18 protein-coding genes and 1 pseudogene are annotated in these 18,319 nt (G+C 61.0%); 12 read left to right on the plus strand and 7 right to left on the minus strand.

Annotated elements, in window-relative coordinates; genetic code table 11:
• The 4 genes from JAB6_RS29575 to JAB6_RS17285 form a co-directional block, all read left to right on the plus strand.
• On the plus strand, positions 1–254 hold a 254-nt coding region (locus tag JAB6_RS29575; RefSeq protein WP_217494639.1), incomplete at its 5' end, for a hypothetical protein.
• A gap of 91 nt (positions 255–345) precedes the next feature.
• Positions 346–1,638, plus strand: coding sequence for a sensor histidine kinase (locus JAB6_RS17275; RefSeq protein WP_070303808.1), 1,293 nt, complete (start codon positions 346–348; stop codon positions 1,636–1,638).
• 68 nt (positions 1,639–1,706) lie between these two features.
• On the plus strand, positions 1,707–2,465 hold the full coding sequence (locus tag JAB6_RS17280; RefSeq protein ID WP_034751497.1) for a LytTR family DNA-binding domain-containing protein: 759 nt from the start codon (positions 1,707–1,709) through the stop codon (positions 2,463–2,465).
• A 160-nt stretch (positions 2,466–2,625) separates the two neighbouring features.
• Complete coding sequence (locus tag JAB6_RS17285) at positions 2,626–3,816, plus strand: PAS domain-containing sensor histidine kinase (protein WP_070303810.1); 1,191 nt, start codon at positions 2,626–2,628, stop codon at positions 3,814–3,816.
• Positions 3,817–3,861: 45 nt separating this feature from the next.
• On the opposite strand, the gene JAB6_RS17290 is transcribed toward JAB6_RS17285, so the two are convergent.
• From JAB6_RS17290 to JAB6_RS17300, 3 genes are all read right to left on the minus strand, one after another.
• Positions 3,862–4,809: a porin gene (locus tag JAB6_RS17290; RefSeq protein ID WP_051991189.1), complete on the minus strand. Its 948-nt coding sequence runs from the start codon at positions 4,807–4,809 to the stop codon at positions 3,862–3,864.
• A 181-nt stretch (positions 4,810–4,990) separates the two neighbouring features.
• Positions 4,991–5,641 carry a class I SAM-dependent methyltransferase gene (locus JAB6_RS17295; protein WP_070303812.1) on the minus strand — a complete coding sequence of 217 codons (651 nt, stop codon included), beginning with the start codon at positions 5,639–5,641 and terminating at the stop codon, positions 4,991–4,993.
• A 62-nt stretch (positions 5,642–5,703) separates the two neighbouring features.
• On the minus strand, positions 5,704–6,645 hold the full coding sequence (locus tag JAB6_RS17300; RefSeq protein ID WP_034751505.1) for a CysB family HTH-type transcriptional regulator: 942 nt from the start codon (positions 6,643–6,645) through the stop codon (positions 5,704–5,706).
• A 160-nt stretch (positions 6,646–6,805) separates the two neighbouring features.
• Here JAB6_RS17300 and JAB6_RS17305 point away from each other — a divergent pair, with 160 nt between their 5' ends.
• The 8 genes and pseudogenes from JAB6_RS17305 to JAB6_RS17340 all read left to right on the plus strand — a co-directional run bounded on the left by JAB6_RS17305 (position 6,806) and on the right by JAB6_RS17340 (position 14,586).
• Complete coding sequence (locus tag JAB6_RS17305) at positions 6,806–7,579, plus strand: sulfite exporter TauE/SafE family protein (RefSeq protein ID WP_058049636.1); 774 nt, start codon at positions 6,806–6,808, stop codon at positions 7,577–7,579.
• Positions 7,580–7,660: 81 nt separating this feature from the next.
• Positions 7,661–9,349 carry a nitrite/sulfite reductase gene (locus tag JAB6_RS17310; RefSeq protein WP_070303814.1) on the plus strand — a complete coding sequence of 563 codons (1,689 nt, stop codon included), beginning with the start codon at positions 7,661–7,663 and terminating at the stop codon, positions 9,347–9,349.
• Positions 9,342–9,902 carry a DUF934 domain-containing protein gene (locus tag JAB6_RS17315; RefSeq protein WP_034751513.1) on the plus strand — a complete coding sequence of 187 codons (561 nt, stop codon included), beginning with the start codon at positions 9,342–9,344 and terminating at the stop codon, positions 9,900–9,902. The genes JAB6_RS17310 and JAB6_RS17315 overlap by 8 nt, the downstream gene beginning before the upstream one ends.
• 11 nt (positions 9,903–9,913) lie before the next feature.
• Complete coding sequence (locus tag JAB6_RS17320; protein ID WP_070303816.1) at positions 9,914–10,630, plus strand: phosphoadenylyl-sulfate reductase; 717 nt, start codon at positions 9,914–9,916, stop codon at positions 10,628–10,630.
• Positions 10,631–10,663: 33 nt separating this feature from the next.
• Positions 10,664–11,581, plus strand: a pseudogene (cysD, locus tag JAB6_RS17325) (sulfate adenylyltransferase subunit CysD); the annotation flags it as partial.
• Positions 11,581–12,897 (plus strand): sulfate adenylyltransferase subunit 1, encoded by a 1,317-nt coding sequence (locus JAB6_RS17330; RefSeq protein WP_070303818.1) that lies wholly within the window; start codon positions 11,581–11,583, stop codon positions 12,895–12,897. The pseudogene cysD and the gene JAB6_RS17330, both read left to right, overlap by 1 nt.
• Positions 12,898–12,925: 28 nt before the next feature.
• Positions 12,926–13,690 carry a uroporphyrinogen-III C-methyltransferase gene (gene cobA / locus JAB6_RS17335; protein ID WP_070303820.1) on the plus strand — a complete coding sequence of 255 codons (765 nt, stop codon included), beginning with the start codon at positions 12,926–12,928 and terminating at the stop codon, positions 13,688–13,690.
• Positions 13,691–13,935: 245 nt separating this feature from the next.
• Entirely contained in the window at positions 13,936–14,586 is a 651-nt protein-coding gene (locus JAB6_RS17340) for a hypothetical protein (protein ID WP_070303824.1), read from the plus strand.
• Here the strand turns inward: JAB6_RS17340 and JAB6_RS17345 are convergent.
• From JAB6_RS17345 to lptF, 4 genes are read right to left on the minus strand one after another with little or no spacing between them, the layout of a single operon-like run.
• On the minus strand, positions 14,583–15,551 hold the full coding sequence (locus tag JAB6_RS17345; RefSeq protein WP_254671672.1) for a Stealth CR1 domain-containing protein: 969 nt from the start codon (positions 15,549–15,551) through the stop codon (positions 14,583–14,585). The genes JAB6_RS17340 and JAB6_RS17345 overlap by 4 nt on opposite strands.
• Positions 15,548–15,955, minus strand: a complete 408-nt coding sequence (locus JAB6_RS17350; protein WP_070303826.1) for a sirohydrochlorin chelatase — start codon at positions 15,953–15,955, stop codon at positions 15,548–15,550. The genes JAB6_RS17345 and JAB6_RS17350 overlap by 4 nt, the downstream gene beginning before the upstream one ends.
• Complete coding sequence (gene lptG / locus JAB6_RS17355) at positions 15,955–17,124, minus strand: LPS export ABC transporter permease LptG (RefSeq protein WP_034751534.1); 1,170 nt, start codon at positions 17,122–17,124, stop codon at positions 15,955–15,957. Before lptG ends, JAB6_RS17350 begins: the two co-directional genes overlap by 1 nt.
• Positions 17,121–18,266: an LPS export ABC transporter permease LptF gene (lptF, locus tag JAB6_RS17360; protein ID WP_034751537.1), complete on the minus strand. Its 1,146-nt coding sequence runs from the start codon at positions 18,264–18,266 to the stop codon at positions 17,121–17,123. The genes lptG and lptF overlap by 4 nt, the downstream gene beginning before the upstream one ends.
• Positions 18,267–18,319: the final 53 nt, after the last annotated feature.

An 18,319-nucleotide genomic window follows, 5' to 3' on the forward strand; every position in this document is an offset into this window, starting at 1 on the left:
ACAAAGCGTTGTGTTTGTCAGCTGCGAAGAAGGAAGAGTATGAAGCATTTCAGCACAATCGTCAACTCCTTCTTTTTCTCTACTTTACTCAGCATTTGCATGCGTCGTTCAGCGAGGGGGCAAATTATAGCCCTGCCTCACATTCCCCGCAAGCGCTATTTACCGCCCCTCACCGCCCAGCAAGCCTTGCCTTCACTTCAAGCGCCTTTTTGTGCAGCCTGTCGCAATCGGCTGGCGTAGTTCGTGGTCTTTAGGCACAGTGGCAACATCAGACTCTGACGCTACGCAACAAGCGGTTAAACTTGCCCGCTGCGTTGATTAACTCTTGTACTTGAAAGTGCCCCCATGCTTCCGATTTCCAGCCTGCCCGAATTGTTGAAAACCATCCTCGCTTGGTTGCAACGGGCATTCGACGCGACGACGACCTGGGTCACCCAACTGTCCTGGTGGAAATTCTTCCTGTTCGCTGCACTGGCCCTGATCGCCGGTTCCATTTTGCAAGATGAATTGTTCTCGTCCGGCCCGGACGAAGAAGTTGTCATCAAGTCGCATAAACGCAGCAGCAAGGGCTCGGGCGAAACCAATATCCTGATCGACGATACGGGCATCCATTTCAATCCCCGCAACAGCAAGAACCGGCGCAGCAGCGCGGCCGATGCAGCCAGCGATCCGGCCGACGCCGCCGAGGCGGACGCGCAAGTCAGTGCCGTGCCGCCGGCACCGCCTGAACCGCCGGCCGCCCCCGCCAAACCCAGCTATCCGGTGACCACCAATGCATCGGGCGAAGAAGTCCATATTGAATTGCCGCCGCAAATCGGCGAAGAGCTGTCAAATGCCATCGAAGAAGCCGTCGATGATGCGGCTGAACAAAAAGTGTCGCGTTATCACCAGCAAGCCTCGACCTGGTTCAAGAGCTTTGTCTCCTTGCTGGTGTTGGCCCTGTTCGCCATGAAAGCCCTGGTCGGCGGCAAGAAACGCGCGGAAGCGGAAACCGTCACGGCGAACGAAGCGGCCGAGCGCGAATCCATGCAGCGCCAGCTCAGCGAAGCGAAGATGCAGATGATGCAGGCGCAAGTCGAGCCGCACTTCCTGTTCAACACGCTTGCCTCCGTCGAACACCTGATCCAGGTTGATCCGCCGCGCGCGGCCAAGATGCAGCGCAGCCTGATTCAATATCTGCGCGCCGTGCTGCCGCAAATGCGCGACAACGCCCTTATTACCAACCTGGGCCGTGAAGCGGACATGGTGCAAGCGTATTTGAACCTGCTGAAAATGCGCATGGAAGAACGCCTGACCGTCGATTTCCAGATTCCCGATGGCCTGCGCAGCGCCGCCTTCCCGCCCATGATGCTGCAATCGATGGTGGAAAATGCCATCAAGCACGGCCTGGAAGTCAAACCGGAAGGCGGTACCCTGCGCATCGTGGCCGAAGTGGCGCACAGCAAGCTGCGCGTGACGGTCACCGATGACGGCCTGGGCTTTGGCGTGGTGCCCAGCGATGGCACGGGCCTCGGTTTGCCCACCATCCGCGAGCGTTTGAAACTGCTGCATGGCGACCAGGGCAGCTTGACCATTACGCCAAATCAACCGTCCGGCGTGTGCGCCGTGATCGAAGTGCCCTATCAATTGTCCAAATAAGACAGAGTAGTTGATAAAAACGCTAAATCATTGAATAATCAATCTTCGCCCGTTCACACTTGAGACTTATGCCTACCGCTATTATTGCCGACGACGAAAGACTGATGCGCGACCAGCTGCGCCTGCGCCTGGGCCAGGCCTGGCCTGAACTGGAAATCATCGGCGAAGCCAAGAATGGCGACGAAGCGATCGAACTGGTGGAGCAACTCAAGCCCGACTTTGCCTTCCTCGATATCCGCATGCCGGGCAAGACGGGCATGGAAGCGGCGCAAGTGATCGGCAGCAAGACGCATATCGTCTTCGTCACGGCCTATGACAGCCACGCCGTCGAAGCCTTCGAACGGGGCGCCGTCGATTACGTGCTCAAGCCGCCCGAGCACGAGCGCTTGCTGGTGACGGTGGAGCGCCTGAAAACGCACTTGAACAAGCCGGCCCTGGACGTCAACAGCAGCGTCACGGCCATGCTGTCGCAGCTGGCGGAAAAAATCACGGCCAAGCCCACGTATTTGCAATGGATACAGGCCAGCATCGGCCAGGACTTGCGCATGATTCCCGTGGAAGAGATCCTGTTCTTCCGTTCGGACGAGAAATACACGTGCGTGCAGACAGCCAAGTACGAGGCGCTGATCCGCAAACCCGTGCGCGACCTGGCTGAAGAGCTCGATCCTTCGCTGTTCTGGCAAATCCACCGCGCCACCCTCGTCAATGTGAATGCCATCGAAGGCGTGACGCGCGACATCCGCGGCCGCCACCTGGTCCTCATCAAAGGTAAGTCCGACAAGCTCGAAGTGAGCCGCAGCTTCCTGCACCTGTTCAAGCAAATGTAAGTCTCCGCCGCCCGGTCCAGGCCGGCGCGGCGCATGCCTCTCTTCTGCCCCCTTTCTGCGCCACATCAAACCACGCCGCGCCAGCAGGCATAGGCTATATCAAGTCCCGCCCGTCATTCCTGCACTGCCTGCCTTCGCCCACGTTCGCAAGGAGACCCCAATGCCCGACCGAGGCAGTCCCGCGCTGCTGCGCATCTTGCCGCTGGGTATGGCGGCGGCGCTTTTGCTGTGCCTGTTTCCTCCACTGAAAGCCCGCCGGCAACAGCAGGCGCGCGGCCAGGCCATCATCGACAGCGCCAGCGACGCCATCATCAGTATCGACAGCCGGCAAATCATCCTGCATGCGAACGCGGCGGCGGCCAGATTGTTCGACGACACGCCGGCCGCCATGTGCGGCATGCCCCTGGGCCACTACATCCTGCGCGACTTGCGTACCCTCGGCAGCCTGGGCACGCACGATGGCGATCCGCCGTTTGACGACATCAGCCTGGAGCTGCGCCTGACGGGCCGGCGCGCCACCGACTACACCTTGACGGGAAGGCGCAGCGATGGCGCCATGTTTCCCCTCGAAGGCTCGCTCTCGTCCATGCAGGAAGATGGCCAGAGCGTGTTTACCATCATCGTGCGCGACATCAGCGCGCGCCAGCAGATGCATGAACAGCTGGCCCGCTCCTTTTCGCAATTGCGTGAATTGTCGAGCGCGCTGCAAACCATCCGCGAAGAAGAACGCAAGCATATTGCGCGCGAACTGCATGATGACTTGGGGCAATTGCTCGCCACCTTGCGCGTCGACCTGACCCTCGTGCGCCAGCACACGGACACCACCGCCTCCCTGCAAGCGTTGCTGCACAGCATGGACGGCTTGCTGGTAACGGCCATCACTTCGCTGCGGCGCATCGCCAGCAACCTGCGTCCGCGCGCGCTCGATGAAGGGGGATTGTATTTTGCGCTACAAAAACTGCGCCACGACTTCTTGTTGCGCCGCGCCATCCATTTCGACTTGCTGGCCGACGAAGCCGACCTCGTGCTTGACGACGCGCGCAGCACGGCCATCTACCGCATCGTGCAGGAAGCGTTGACGAATATCGCGCGCCATGCCGAGGCCAGCCACATCACCATCGCCCTGCACCGCATCGATTCCTCGCTGGCGATCACCATCCAGGATGATGGCCGCGGCATTGCCGAACACGACCTGGAAAAAGCCACGGCACTTGGCTTGCTGGGCATGCGTGAACGGGTATGGGGCTTGAATGGCAATATCCATATCGGTACCGATAGCGAACTGGGCGGCACGCGCATCGAAATCTCGCTGCCCATGCATGCCGAGGCGGCCGCCGCGGCGATGCAATAAAAAAGGCGCCCGCAGGCGCCTTTGCTTCATCACATCGAATGATGCTTAGAATTTGTGTGCCAGACCGATCTGGTACGAAGTCAGCGACTTGACGCGCTCGCGGCCAGCGTAAGCGTACACATCGGTGCGCTTCGACAGGTGGTAGTCGTAACCAACGCCGAATTCCTTGATGGTGTCCTGATCCTTGAACTTGTTGTTGCTTTGCTCTTGCTTGCCGTACGACACTTTGGCATCGCCACCGCCAACCGTGTAGTTCAGGCCGATCAGGTAGGACTTGAATTCGCCAGTCGTGGCAACCTTGGTGTCGCCTTTCGAATAGGCCGCCGTGATCTTCGCTGGGCCGAATTTATAGCCGCCACCGATGGACCACAGGTCAGGCTTGGCAGCCGTTGCCGTCGCTTGCACGGCTTTTTCGTAGCCGGCGTGCAAGCTGATCGGGCCATTGTCGTAGGTTGCCAGGCCGATCACGCCTGCGTCAGCGCTGTTGACTTCGCTCAGCACGTATTGCAGGCTGCCCACGAAACCGTCAAAGCTTGGGCTGTTGTAGGTCACGGCATTGTTGACGCGCGACGTGCCGACGCCCGAACGCAGCAGGGTTTCATTGTTCTTGCCGACCACGCCGTAGGTGTTGAATGGGTCGACGCGGGCGATGGTGCCATCGACCAGGTTCTTGGTGCGGCCCAGGATGGCGGTACCGAAAGCGCCTTTCAAGCCCACGTAGGCTTGACGGTCGAACAACACGCCTTTTTGCGCGCCGGTGTCAGCCAGGAATTCACTTTCCAGGTTGAAAATTGCGGACAGGCCGCCACCCAGATCTTCCGTACCCTTGAAACCGAGGCGCGAAGCATTGTTTTCGCGTTGTACCGTCGGCTGGCCAGTGGTCTTGGCAATACCGAGGTCAACCAGGCCGTACACGGTGACGTTCGATTGTGCTTGTGCCGTAGCTGCTGCGAAGGTGCCGATGATCAATGCTGCCAGAGTAATTTTTTTCACTTGAGATTCTCTACATTAGGTTGGACAAGAGTGGTGCTGCTTAGCTGCTGAACCGAATCATGCCCACCAAATACTTCAACAATATGACATCGACAAGATGTTGCTTTTTGGCACAACGTCATGTCAGATAAAAACAACAGACGAAAAAAAACCGCCCGGAGGCGGTTCCTGCGGCAACAGCTTACTTCAGACGGCAGCTCAGCAGCCAGTAGTATTCCAGGCGCTTCATGCGGATTTCGCGGGCCGAGTGGGCAAACTTCTTGCGCAGGTGGCTATCCGATGGGAAATTCTTCAGTACTTCATAGCGCTCGCCCGCGTCCGTCGTGCGGAACTGGTGGGTGTTGCCTTCCAGGTCGGTACGCGCGATCACGGTGCTGCTGCCATCGACATAGGAATTGTCGATCAGCACCAGCAGAATGTCCTTGCCCAGCTTGCTGCGCAATTGCTTCAGGTATTTGTCCTGGTCTTCGCGCTTGACGTGCGACCACCAGAAACCGGCGAACACGGCCGTAAACTTGCCCAGCAAGTCATCGGGCAAGTTGAAGGCGTCGAGCTTGGCGAAACTGACGTTCTCGGGCAAGCCGCGCGATTGGGCCAGCGCCAGCATTTCATCGTTGATATCGGTGGCCAGCACGGAGTCGGCCGACTCGGCCACCACTTCCGTCCAGTAGCCGGTGCCGCAAGCCAGCTCCAGCACGGTGTGGCCTTCCAGCACGTCGGCGACCTTGTCGCGCAACACTTCCAGGTCTTCCTGGCGTTCGGGCTTGTCATAGACGCGCTCGTACTGCTGCGCGATGGTGGCGTAATATTTGGCAAGCTGATCGGTAATCATTGTTTCTTCTCTTCTTAAATAATCTTGGCCAGGCAACTCGCCCGGCCGATTTCATGCATTGTTTATAGTTCGTAGTGCTCTTTATCACCGCTCATCGCCTGCTCGATGAGCTTGCGGTTCAGGGTCGGTGTCAGCAACTCGATAAAGGTATAGATATAGCTGCGCAAATACGCGCCCTGCTTGACGGCCACGCGCGACACATTCATGCCGAACAGATGGCCGACAGGGATGGCGCGCAAGCCTTTGTCGCGCTCGGCATCGAAGGCCATACCCGCTATGATACCAATCCCCATGCCCAACTCGACATAAGTCTTGATGACGTCCGCATCGATGGCTTCCAGCAAGATGTCCGGTTTCAGGCCGCGCAGCACGAAAGCGTGGTCGATCTTGTTGCGTCCGGCGAATGCGCTGTCATAGGTAATCAGGGGGAAAGCGGCGATTTCTTCCAGGGTCACGGACTTCGACTTGAGCAGCGGATGGTCGACGGGCACCACCACCACGTGCTCCCATTGATAGCATGGCAAGGTAATCAAGCCATCGATGGCGGCGATCGATTCCGTGGCGATGGCCAGGTCCGCCTGGTCGCGCTGCACCATCTCGGCGATCTGGCGAGGATTGCCTTGCAGTAAAGATAATCTGACCTTCGGGAACTTCAGCATGAAGGCTTGCACGACCTTGGGCAAGGTGTAGCGCGCCTGCGTGTGCGTGGTGGCAATCGTAAAGCTGCCGCTGTCCTGCGCCGCGAATTCCTTGCCGATGCGCTTCATGCTGTCGATTTCCTGCATGATCAGCTCGACCGACTCGAGCACCAGGCGGCCCGGCTCCGTCAAGCCGCGGATGCGCTTGCCATGGCGCGTGAAAATATCCACGCCCAGCTCTTCCTCCAGCTCGATGATGGCTTTCGATACGCCAGGTTGCGACGTGAATAGGGCCTTGGCGGCGTCCGTCAGGTTGTAATTCTGCCGGACCGCTTCGCGCACGAAGCGCAGTTGATGGAGATTCATTGCTGGTTTGCCCTAGATTGCCGTGATTTGCCGAGTTTCCGCCCCACCCATGATTTTGCGTTCATGCATATACGCATATCGCATATAAGCAAATGCGTACTTAGTAGTTTGGAATAAACACTAAGTTTATTACTATTGCGGGTACTTTGGGGGTGCAAGCATGACTTTGTCTTATATAGTCTCAGGATTTGCCGTAGGATTACTCGTAGGAATGACTGGCGTGGGCGGCGGCTCGCTGATGACGCCGCTGTTAACCCTGCTGTTTGGCGTGCCGCCTTCCGTGGCCGTGGGCACCGACCTGGCGTTCGCCTCGATCACCAAGAGCGCCGGCACCCTGACGCACCGCCTGCGCGGCACCATCCGCTGGGATATCGTCAAGCGCCTGTGCATCGGTGCCCTGCCCGCCGCCGTCCTCGCGACCCTGGCGCTCAAATCGTTCGGCACCCTGTCGCCGGAAATCGGCCAGATCATCCGCTACTCGATCGCCGGCTCCGTGCTGCTGACCGTCGTGGCACTGATTTTCAAGGGCCGCATGCTGGCCTGGATCAATGCGCACCCCGAGAAACAATTACAAGGCAATAAGCTTGCCGCTGCGACCATTATTGCCGGCGCCGTGCTGGGCGTGCTGGTGACGGTCTCGTCCATCGGCGCCGGCGCCATCGGCGCGACCCTGCTGGTGATGCTGTATCCACGCATGAGCTCGGCCGAAGTGGCGGGCACCGATATCGCCTATGCCGTGCCTCTGACGGCCATCGCCGCCCTGGGCCACTGGTGGCTCGGCTCCATCCACTGGGAATTGCTGGCCTCCTTGCTGGTCGGCTCCCTGCCCGGCATTACGCTCGGTTCCTGGGTCGCCCGCTCCGTGCCGGAAAAGTTTTTAAGAGTGCTGCTGGCGATGACCTTGACCGGCGTGGCAGTGAAGCTAATCTATTAATGACCGAACAAGTGACAAGAGCAGTATCAAGAACATAATCCCAGGCAATCTTCCAGCACCCCGGCTTTTTTAGGAATTGATATGTACCATTACGATCAGTACGACCACCTCATCATCAAAGAACGCATCGCCCAGTACCGAGACCAGGTTGCGCGCCGTATCGCCAATGAACTGACGGAAGAGGAATTCATTCCGCTGCGCCTGCAAAACGGCCTGTACATGCAACGCCACGCCTACATGCTGCGTATCGCCGTGCCGTACGGCTTGCTGTCGGCCAAGCAGATGCGCATGTTCGCGCACATCGCGCGCAAGTACGACCGCGGCTATGGCCACTTCACGACGCGCCAGAACATCCAGTTCAACTGGATCGAGCTGGAGCAGACTCCCGATATCCTGACGGACCTCGCTTCCGTGGAAATGCACGCGATCCAGACGTCGGGCAACTGTATCCGTAATACAACATCGGACCCGTTCGCCGGCGTCGCGGCCGATGAAATCATCGATCCGCGCCCGTACGCGGAAGTATTGCGCCAGTGGAGCACCTTCCACCCCGAGTTCATCGCCCTGCCGCGTAAATTCAAGGTCGCCATCAATGGCGCCGAGGAAGACCGCGCCGCCATCGCCGTGCACGACATCGGCTTGACGGCCGTGCGCAACGAAGCCGGCGAAGTGGGCTTCAAGGTCATGGCCGGCGGCGGCATGGGCCGCACGCCGATTTTGGGCAGCGTCGTGCGCGACTTCCTGCCGTGGCAGCATTTGCTGACGTATATCCAGGCGATCATGCGCGTGTACAACTTGCACGGCCGCCGCGACAACAAATACAAGGCGCGCATCAAGATTTTGCTGAAAGCCATCGGCGTGGAAGAATTCACGCGCCAGGTGGAGGCCGAGTGGGTCGACTTGAAAGACGGTCCGGAAACCCTGACGGCCGAGGAAATGCAGCGCGTGGCGGACTTCTTCAATCCACCCGCCTACCTGGCCTTGCCGGAACTCGACTACAAGAACGAACATGCGGAAAACAAGGCCTATGTCAACTGGCTGGCGCGCAACGTCAAGCCGCACCAGCGCCCAGGCTATGTGGCCGTGGTGCTGTCCCTGAAGAAAACGGGCGTGCCGCCCGGCGACGCGACGGCCGAGCAGATCGACTTCGTGGCCGATCTGGCCGACCGCTACAGCTTTGGCGAACTGCGCGTGACGCATGAGCAAAACCTGGTGCTGGCCGACGTCGAGCAGTCGAAACTGTTCACGCTGTGGCAGGAAGCCAAGGCGCATGGTCTGGCCACGCCGAACATCGGCTTGCTGACGGACATGATCTGCTGCCCCGGTGGCGATTTCTGCTCGCTGGCCAACGCCAAGTCGCTGCCGATCGCGGCTGCCATCGCGGAACGTTTCGACAGCATCGACTTCCAGTATGACATCGGCGAGATCGAACTGAATATTTCCGGCTGCATCAATGCCTGCGGCCACCATCACGTGGGCAGCATCGGCATCCTCGGCGTCGACAAGGATGGCAGCGAATGGTATCAAGTGTCGATAGGCGGCGCGCAAGGCAACAATGCGGCCATCGGCAAGATCATCGGGCCATCGTTCTCTTCCCTGCAGATGCCTGAAGTCATCGGCCGCCTGCTGCACGTCTACGTGCGCGACCGCCACGAAGGCGAGCGCTTCGTCGATACGGCCCAGCGCCTGGGCCTGGCGCCGTTCAAGGAACACGTATATGCAACGCCGATCACCGTCGGCAACCTGGTGGGAGAAGACGAATATGTTTGAAGTACGCGAAGAAATCATCAAGAACGCCGCCGTGGTGCCGAATACCTGGGGCTTGCTGCGCCTCGATGAAAACGACACGCCGGAAACGGTCGTCGTGCCAGCCGGCAAGGTCATCGTGCCGCTGCTCGTATGGCAAGCCCAGCGCGAAACCCTGGCGGCCCGCCTGCCCGACATCGGCGTGTGGCTGGCCAGCGACGAGCGCCCGGAAGAACTGGCCGCCGACGTGTCGCAACTGCCCGTCATCGGCGTGGACTTCCCGAAATTCACGGATGGCCGCGGCTATTCCATCGCGTTCAACCTGCGTGCCCGCCTCGGTTTCCAGGGTGAATTGCGCGCGATTGGCGACGTGCTGCGCGACCAGTTGTTCTCGATGCACCGGGTCGGCTTTGACGCGTATGCGACACGCCCCGACCGCAGCATCCATGACGCCCTGAAAGGTTTGTCTGTGTTCTCGGAAACCTACCAGGCGTCGTGGGATCAAAAGTCGCCGCTGTTCCGCCGCCACCAGCGCGAAGGCCAGAATCCTGACCTCGACAACGCGGCCGGCATCTGAGAAAGCGAGCCATGAGCGACCTCTCTACTTTAATTGACGCCACCCAGCAAACGCTGACACGTATCGCCGCGGACTTTTCGCCGGCCGTGTTCGCCTCTAGCCTGGCAGCCGAAGACATGGTGCTGACCGACATGATACTCAAGGCGAAGCTGCCCATCGGCATCTTTTCCCTGGAAACAGGCCGGCTGCACCAGGAAACCCTGGCCGTGCTCGACAAGGTCAAGACCCGTTACGACCACGACATCACCTTGTACCGCCCGCAACCGGAAGCCGTGGCCGCTTACGTGGAACAGAACGGTCTGAACGCGTTCTACAACAGCGTCGAGATGCGCCGCGAATGCTGCCGCATCCGCAAGGTCGAACCTTTGGGCCGCGCCCTGGCCGGCAACAAGGCCTGGGTCACGGGACAGCGCCGCGCGCAGTCCACCACGCGCGCCGAATTGCACGTGCAGGAAGATGACGCGGCGCACGCGATGACAAAATTCAATCCGCTGGCGGACTGGTCGGAAGAAGACGTGTGGGCCTACATCCGCGCCAACGACGTGCCGTACAACGCGCTGCACGACCAGGGTTACCCGTCGATCGGCTGCGAACCGTGCACGCGCGCAGTGCAGCCGGGCGAAGATGTACGCGCCGGACGCTGGTGGTGGGAAAACCCGGATTCGAAGGAATGCGGCCTGCACATGGTGGACGGCAAACTGATACGCATCAAATCCGTGGCAGCCTGAACAGACACAACAGACTCAGCAGAACAAGAAAGCACCCATATGAGCAATATTTTGAACCAGCGTCACCTCGACAGCCTTGAATCGGAAGCCATCCACATCATGCGCGAAGTGGCGGCCGAATCGGCCAACCCTGCGCTGCTGTTTTCCGGCGGCAAGGATTCCGTCGTCCTGCTGCGCCTGGCCGAAAAAGCCTTCCGCCCAGGCAAGTTTCCATTCCCTCTCGTGCATATCGACACGGGCCACAACTTCCCCGAAGTCATCACTTTCCGTGACAAGAAAGTGGCGGAACTGGGCGAACGCCTGATCGTCGGCTCCGTGGAAGACTCGATCAAGCGCGGCACCGTGCGTCTGCGCAACCCGGCCACGGATTCGCGCAACGCGGCCCAAGCCGTCACCTTGCTGGAAACCATCGCCGAACACGGTTTTGACGCCTGCATCGGCGGCGCCCGCCGCGACGAAGAAAAAGCCCGCGCCAAGGAACGCATCTTTTCGTTCCGCGACGAATTCGGCGCCTGGGACCCGAAAGCCCAGCGTCCGGAACTGTGGGATCTGTATAACACCCGCGTCCATCCCGGTGAAAACATGCGCGTCTTCCCGATCTCCAACTGGACCGAGCTGGACGTGTGGCAATACATCGCCCGCGAGCAACTGGAATTGCCGCCGATCTACTTCGCGCACGAGCGCCAGGTGATCCCGCGTAATGGCTTGCTGGTGCCGCTGACGGATCTGACGCCGCCGCGCGAAGGCGAGACGGTCGAAACGCAAGTCGTGCGCTTCCGCACGGTGGGCGATATCTCGTGCACCTGCCCTGTCTCGTCGGACGCGGCCACGGTCGACGCCATCATCGCCGAAACGGCAATCACGCAAATCACGGAGCGGGGCGCCACCCGCATGGATGACCAGACTTCCGAAGCCTCGATGGAAAAACGCAAGAAAGCAGGGTATTTCTAATGAACGCAGCAATCCAGAACACCAACCTCACCGACAGCCTGGAGCGCGGCATGCTGCGCTTCATCACGGCCGGTTCCGTCGATGACGGCAAGAGCACGCTGATCGGCCGTTTGCTGTTCGACAGCAAGGGCATCTTCGCCGACCAGCTCGACGCCATGTCGCGCTCCAAGCACAAGCGCACGGTGGGCGACACGGTCGACCTGTCCCTGCTGACGGACGGCCTGGAAGCAGAACGCGAGCAAGGCATCACGATCGATGTGGCCTACCGTTACTTTGCCACGCCGAAACGCAAGTTCATCATCGCCGACACGCCGGGCCACGAGCAATACACGCGCAACATGGTGACGGGCGCCTCCACCGCCGATGCCGTCATCATCCTGATCGACGTGTCGAAAGTGAAACTGGGCGATGACGGCAGCGTGGAATTGCTGATCCAGACCAAGCGCCATTCGACGATTGCCCACTTGCTGCAGATCGAGCACGTGGTCGTGGCCGTCAACAAGATGGACCTCGTCGACTACGATGAAACGGTGTACAACCGCATCGTGGCCGCCTACCGCGAATTCGCCCAGTCGCTGGGCTTGAAGGACATCACGCCGATCCCGCTGTCGGCACTCACCGGCGACAACGTCGTCGAACGCGGCGACAAGCTGGGCTGGTACACGGGCCCGACCTTGATCGAGCTGCTCGAATCGCTGTCCGTCTACGACGAATCGCACGACACGCCCTTCCGCTTCCCGGTGCAGCTGGTGGCGCGCCACAACGGCCACGAAGCAAACGACTTCCGCGGCTACATGGGCCGCATCGAGGCGGGCAAGGTCAGCATCGGCGACACCCTCGTGGTGCAGCCATCGGGCCAGACGGCAACCGTCAAGGATATCGTCACCCTGGACGGCTCGCTGAGCACCGCCGTGGTGGGCCAGTCCGTGACCCTGCTGCTCAATGAATACCTCGACATCTCGCGCGGCGACTTGTTGGCGAGCAGCGAGCGCCCTGCCACACTGCTGAAACAAGTGGTGGCCGACGTGTGCTGGCTGTCGGAAGACGCGCTCGACTTGCGCCGCAAGTACTGGATCAAGCACGGCACCAAGCAGACGGCGGCCAAGGTGACGGCGATCGAATCGATCCTCGACATCAATACGCAGCAGCGCCATCCGGCCGAAGGCTTGAAGCTCAACGACATCGCCCGCATCAGCCTGAACGTGCAGCAGGCGCTGGCGGCCGACGCGTATGCCGATATCCGCGCCACCGGCGCCTTCATCCTGATCGATGAAGTCACCCACCAGACCGTCGCGGCCGGCATGGTTCGGCTCTAATCCCGTATCGTCCAGGAAAGGCAGCCACATGAACAGCTCCCCATCTCTCCCCGGCAAGGTCTACCTGATCGGCGCCGGGCCCGGCGCGCAAGACCTGATGACCTTGCGCGGCGCGCGCCTGCTGGCACAGGCGGACGTCGTGCTGCACGACGCACTGGTCACCGAAGAGATGCTGGAGCTGTGCCCGCAGGCGCAAAAGATTCTGGTCGGCAAGCGCTGCGGCCAGTTGTCGACGGCGCAGGCGTTCATCAACAAGCAACTGGTCGACAACGCGCGCAAGCACGCCGTCGTCGTGCGCCTGAAAGGGGGCGACCCCATGCTGTTCGGCCGCGCCGACGAGGAATTGCGCGCGCTGGAAGAAGCGGGCATCGCCGTCGAAGTGGTGCCCGGCATTACCACGGCCCTGGCGGCCGCGGCCGCTACACAGCAGCCGCTGACCAAACGGGGCGTGTCGCGCAGCGTCGCCTTCTTTACTTCCAGCACGGCGCCAGGCGAACCGGACCAGACGCGCATCCCCGACTGTGACACCCTGGTGCAATACATGGGTGGCCGCGAAGCCATCGCCACGGCCCAGCGCCTGCTGGCCCAGGGCCGCCGTGCCGACACCCCGGTGGTGGTGATTGAAAACTGCAGCCGCCCGGACCAGCGCATCGTGCGCCTGACGCTGGGCGCCCTGGCGCATGGTCTGGGCGACAACCACGGCCCCGTGCTGGTGATGCTGGGCGACGCCATGGCCGTGCGCGCGCACCAGGCCATCGAAGAAACGGCCGCCATTCTGGCGCGCCATGCTTGAATAAACACAGCGTATTTTACCGACTTTAAAGTCAGTAACCGACGTCTTCCGGGGAAACATGATACGATGCTCACGCATCTTTTCTCGAGAAGTTGTTGCGTGATAGCAATAAACTCACGCTTCACCCCGCCATAGCGCTTGCCATGCGGCCTCCCGGCTGACGGGAGCCCTGGCAATCTCCCCGAAAAAAGCTGCGCCCGCAGGCTGCAATACCGCGCCGCGCAACTTTAGCCTTACGATCACAGATGAATTTCAACTCCATGCGCGAAGCCCTGACTTCGCTCAGCCGCAGCAATGTCGGCGTCGCCAGCGCTGTGCTGCTCAGCATGCTCGCCTCCATCGCCCTGTGGACGGTGTTCCCGAATATCGACGACGAAAACCATTTGCTGGAATGGCTGCAGGCGCTGTTCCTGGCTCTCGCTTGCACCGTGCACGGCGTGCGCGCCTGGCAAGAGACTGACCGCCAGTCCTTGCGCTTCCTCATGCATGCAGGCCTGTGCGCGCTGCTGTTCGGCTTCCTGCTGCGCGAACTCGATATCGACCAGTTCGGCACGGCGCCCTTTTGGGCGCAACTGGAAAAAGCCCTGCGCGTGGTGGAGTTGCTGATCCTGATACGCTTGCTGATCTTCTTCGCGCCGCGCGCGCGTAAGGTGTTTGCCCATGCGGGCCTGATTTTCAGCATGCGCATCACCATCCTGACGGCCATCGGCGGCTTGCTGATGGTTGCCGGCTGGCCTTTCGACAAAAAGGTCTTCCATGGCATGCCCGACGCCTACGCGCTGCTGGGCGAGGAAGTCTTCGAACTGGGCGCCTATCTGCTGCTATTCCTCGCTTCGCTGTCCGACAGCACGGCCGCCGCCCGCATCAGCCTGGCGCCGAAGAAAAAAACGGCTTAAGCACTTTCAAATGAGGATGGCAGCGGCAGCAGCCGCTGCAAGGTAGCGGCCACGCGCAGCAGGCGCGGGTCGTCGTCCTCGGCCTCGTCGCAGGTATCGTTGATACAGAAAAACGGCAAGCTGCCGAAGCGCGCCGCCAGCTCCTCGAGCTGCCGCGGCGCCGCCACATCGCCGCTGGCGATATGCAGCGGGTCGAGCATGCGCGAGCGCGCAAATCCCTGATGCACCATCCAGCGCGGCACCAGGTCGGGCAACAATGCCGGCACCTGCCACGAGCGGAACACCGTCGCGCGCACGCCGGCAAACATGTCCGGCGCCAGCCCTTCCAGTGCATGCAGCGCGCTTTTCAGCATGGGCCGCGGCGCATGCGCATACAGGCGCGGTTCATGCAGGTATTCGGGGTACTGCGCCGACAGCCATTGCCGCGACAAGGCAGCGCAATTGACGGGCGCGGCCACGTCGGCGCGCAAGCCCTGCACGTCATCGGACAGAGCGCTCTCCGTAAACACACTCAAACGCTCCTCCCCTTCCTCCCCGAACCAGAACGAGGGCTCGAACGGCGCGCCGAAAAATACGTCGTCGTTCAGATACAGGAAGCGTTCGGACAGGCCCGGAATATGGTGCAGATACGATTCGATATGGCCGGAGTCGAACACGGGCAGCGATGCACCGGGCATCAGGCTCGCATGGTCGATCACCGTCAGGCGCGGTGAAGCACGCAGCCAGTGGGGCACTTGCCGGTCCGTCAGCAGGTAGATATGGCCGTGGCCTGGGAAGAAACGCTCGAGCGCGCGCAGGTTGTAGCGCAGTTCGCCGTTGTCGCGGTAGCGCCCCGCCACGTTGCCGTGCAGGGCCAGCTGGCCCGGATGCGCCTGCGCCCAGGCGGCATAGGCGTGCTGCCGGCGCGCGCGCCAAGCGGGATCGGCGCCGTCTACCCACAGGTAGACGATGTCGATACCGCTCAAGGGATAGGGCTGGAGCCTGGCGCCGCCACGCAGTAATCGGCGATGGCGGCCAGCACACTGGCGTTCTCGCCGACCGCCTCGACCACCTTCAGGCGCAGTGCCGGATGCTGCTGGCGCAGTTCCTCCAGCAGCAGCGGCAGGTCGCGCAGCACATGCCCGCCCTGCCCCAGGAACACGGGCACCACGGTAACGTCCAGGATGGCGCCATTGGGCAGCTCGGCCAGCAGGGTCGCCACCAGTTCGGGCAGGCGTGGCGTCATCAGTTCCAGGAAAGCCAGGTGCACGCAGGTACCGGGCATGCGCGCCTGTGTCAGGTCGCGCAGGCGCTCGAACGGCGCGGCCCACGATGCGGCGCGCGCGCCATGGGCAAACAAGATCAGTGCCTGTTTCACGTTCGTCTCCATCAGTGCCGCTCCACCCACCACAGGGCGCCCAGCGCCAGCAGCAGATACAGGGCGCTCGGCGCCACCGCCGTCAGGAAGGCAGGCCAGGTGCTGAGCAGCCCAAGATGCGAGAACAGGGTGTTGACCAGCATGAAGCTCACGCCGATCATGATGCCGATGAAAATCTTCAGGCTGATGCCGCCGCTACGCGTATGCATGTAGGCGAACGGCAGCGCCAGCGCCATCAGCACGAAAATGGCCAGTGGATCGATCAGCTTTTTCCAGAAGGCGATGCGGAAACGCTCTGTTTCCTGCTTGTTCTCGGCCAGGTGGCGCGTGTACACGGCCAGTTCGCTGGCCGACATGCGCTCGGGATCGGAGGCCGACACCGTCAGGATCTTCGGCGTCACTTCCGACGTCATGTCCTTGCTGGCGCTTTGCACCGTGCGCACCAAGCTCGTTTCCTGCCCATAGTAGTTCGCCAGCTTCGGCTCGAAGCCTGGCGCGGTGGCCGCGCTGTTCGAGAACGAGGTTTCCGTCACATCGGTCAGGCGCCAGATATTATTGCCCTGATACGTCGCGCCCTTGGCCACGGTCAGGGTGCGCAAGCGCATATCGGTGTCGAATTCATACAGCTTGACGTTTTTCAGCTGGCCGTCCGGACGCGCTTCGCCCACATTGAAAAAGCGCGAGCCGGTGACGGTGCCCGTCAAGCCATCGCTCTTGACCATGTCCTTGGTCCACAGGCCAGAGCGAAACTCGCTCGACACGGCCGCGCCGCGCGAGGTCAGCTTGAGGCGCTCGGCCAGCGGCTCCGTGCGCGGCGTGATCAACTCGCCGAAGATGAAGGTGATGACGACGAAGACGATACCGATGCGGAACAGGAAACCGGCCGCCATCGCCGTCGACATGCTCGAAGCGCGCATGATGGTGAATTCGGAACTGGCGGCAAACTGCGCCATCGTGTAGATGGTGCCGATCAGCGCCGCGATGGGCATCACCTCGTACACATGCCCCGGCACCAGTACCAGCACATACAGGAAGGCATACTGGATGGTGTAGCCGTTGCGGCCTACCTTGGGCAGCTCGCCCGTCAGGTCGATGAAGGCTTGCAGTGCCAAAAAGGCCAGCAGCACGAACAGCACCGCCTGGAATATCGAGACCGCAAAATAGCGCTGTAAAATCTTCATTTCGGTGCCGCTTTACTTGTATTGCCGGCGCGGCGCGCGCGCTTGAAAGCCGCCAGCAGGACCAGCGGATGATAGCGGTGGTTCACATTCAGGCGCCACGCAAACAGCACCACCACGGCCAGCGCCGCCAGCAGGTGCAGCGGCCACCAGGCCAGGCCGAAGGTCATGCGGCCCTGTTTCACGCTCGCTTCGATGACCTTGATCAGGTTGCTGTACGTAAAGAAAATCAGCAGCGCGATGATCAGATTGGTCGAACTGCCGGCGCGCGGATTGACAAAGCCCAGTGGAATGGCCAGCAGGATCAGCATCAGGCCGATCAGGGGCGCGCTGACCCGCCACAGCAATTCGGCCATGGTGAACTGGTTGTTCGCCTCGACCAGCGCCATGGTGCTCATGGCGCGCACGCCCAGGTCCGCGCCCATCTCCTGCTGCTTGCTCTCGATGCGCATGATGTACTGTTCGAATTCCATGGTCTGGAAGTCCGCCTGCGTCGGCACGCCCTGGTAGCGGCGGCCGCTCTTGAGCACGAGGAAGCGTTCGCCCTTGGCGTCGGTATTGATCACGCCTTCCCTGGCGACGACGACGACGGCGCTGCCTTTTTCATCGACGGTATTGACGAAGACGTTCTGCACCACGTTCTTCTCGCCGCTGACGCCCTCGACAAAGAAGATACGGTTGCTGCCGGCCGATTCGCGGAACTGTCCCGGCGTGACTTTCTGCAGGTCCTCGCGCTTTTCAAAGCGCGCCACATATTCATCGCTTTTCTTTTGCGCCCATGGCGTGGCGTACAGGCTAAGGACGCCGGTGGCCAGCACCAGCGGCAGGCCGAAGCTGAGCACGGGCCAGATCCAGCGCGACAGGCTCAGGCCGGAGGCGAACCACACCACCATCTCCGACTCCTTGTAGCTGCGGGTGACGACCATCAGCACCGAAATGAATCCGGTGAGGATGATGATGGTGGGCAGCTGCATCAGGGCGGAAAAAACCATCAGGGACATGACGTCGGACGACGCGATCTTGCCGCCCGCCGCCTTGCCGAGAATACCGATCAGCATCCAGGTGAGCAGGATGCTGAACAAAACTGTGAAGGTGGCCCCGGCGGCACTAGCCAATTCACGTCGAAGGGCGCGTTGAAAGATCATTCGGAGTTTATAATTCGGGTCAGTTAGTTGAGTAACACGTTACTAGTAAATGA

The organism is Janthinobacterium sp. HH104 (assembly GCF_001758715.1).
GTDB lineage: Bacteria > Pseudomonadota > Gammaproteobacteria > Burkholderiales > Burkholderiaceae_D > Janthinobacterium > Janthinobacterium aestuarii.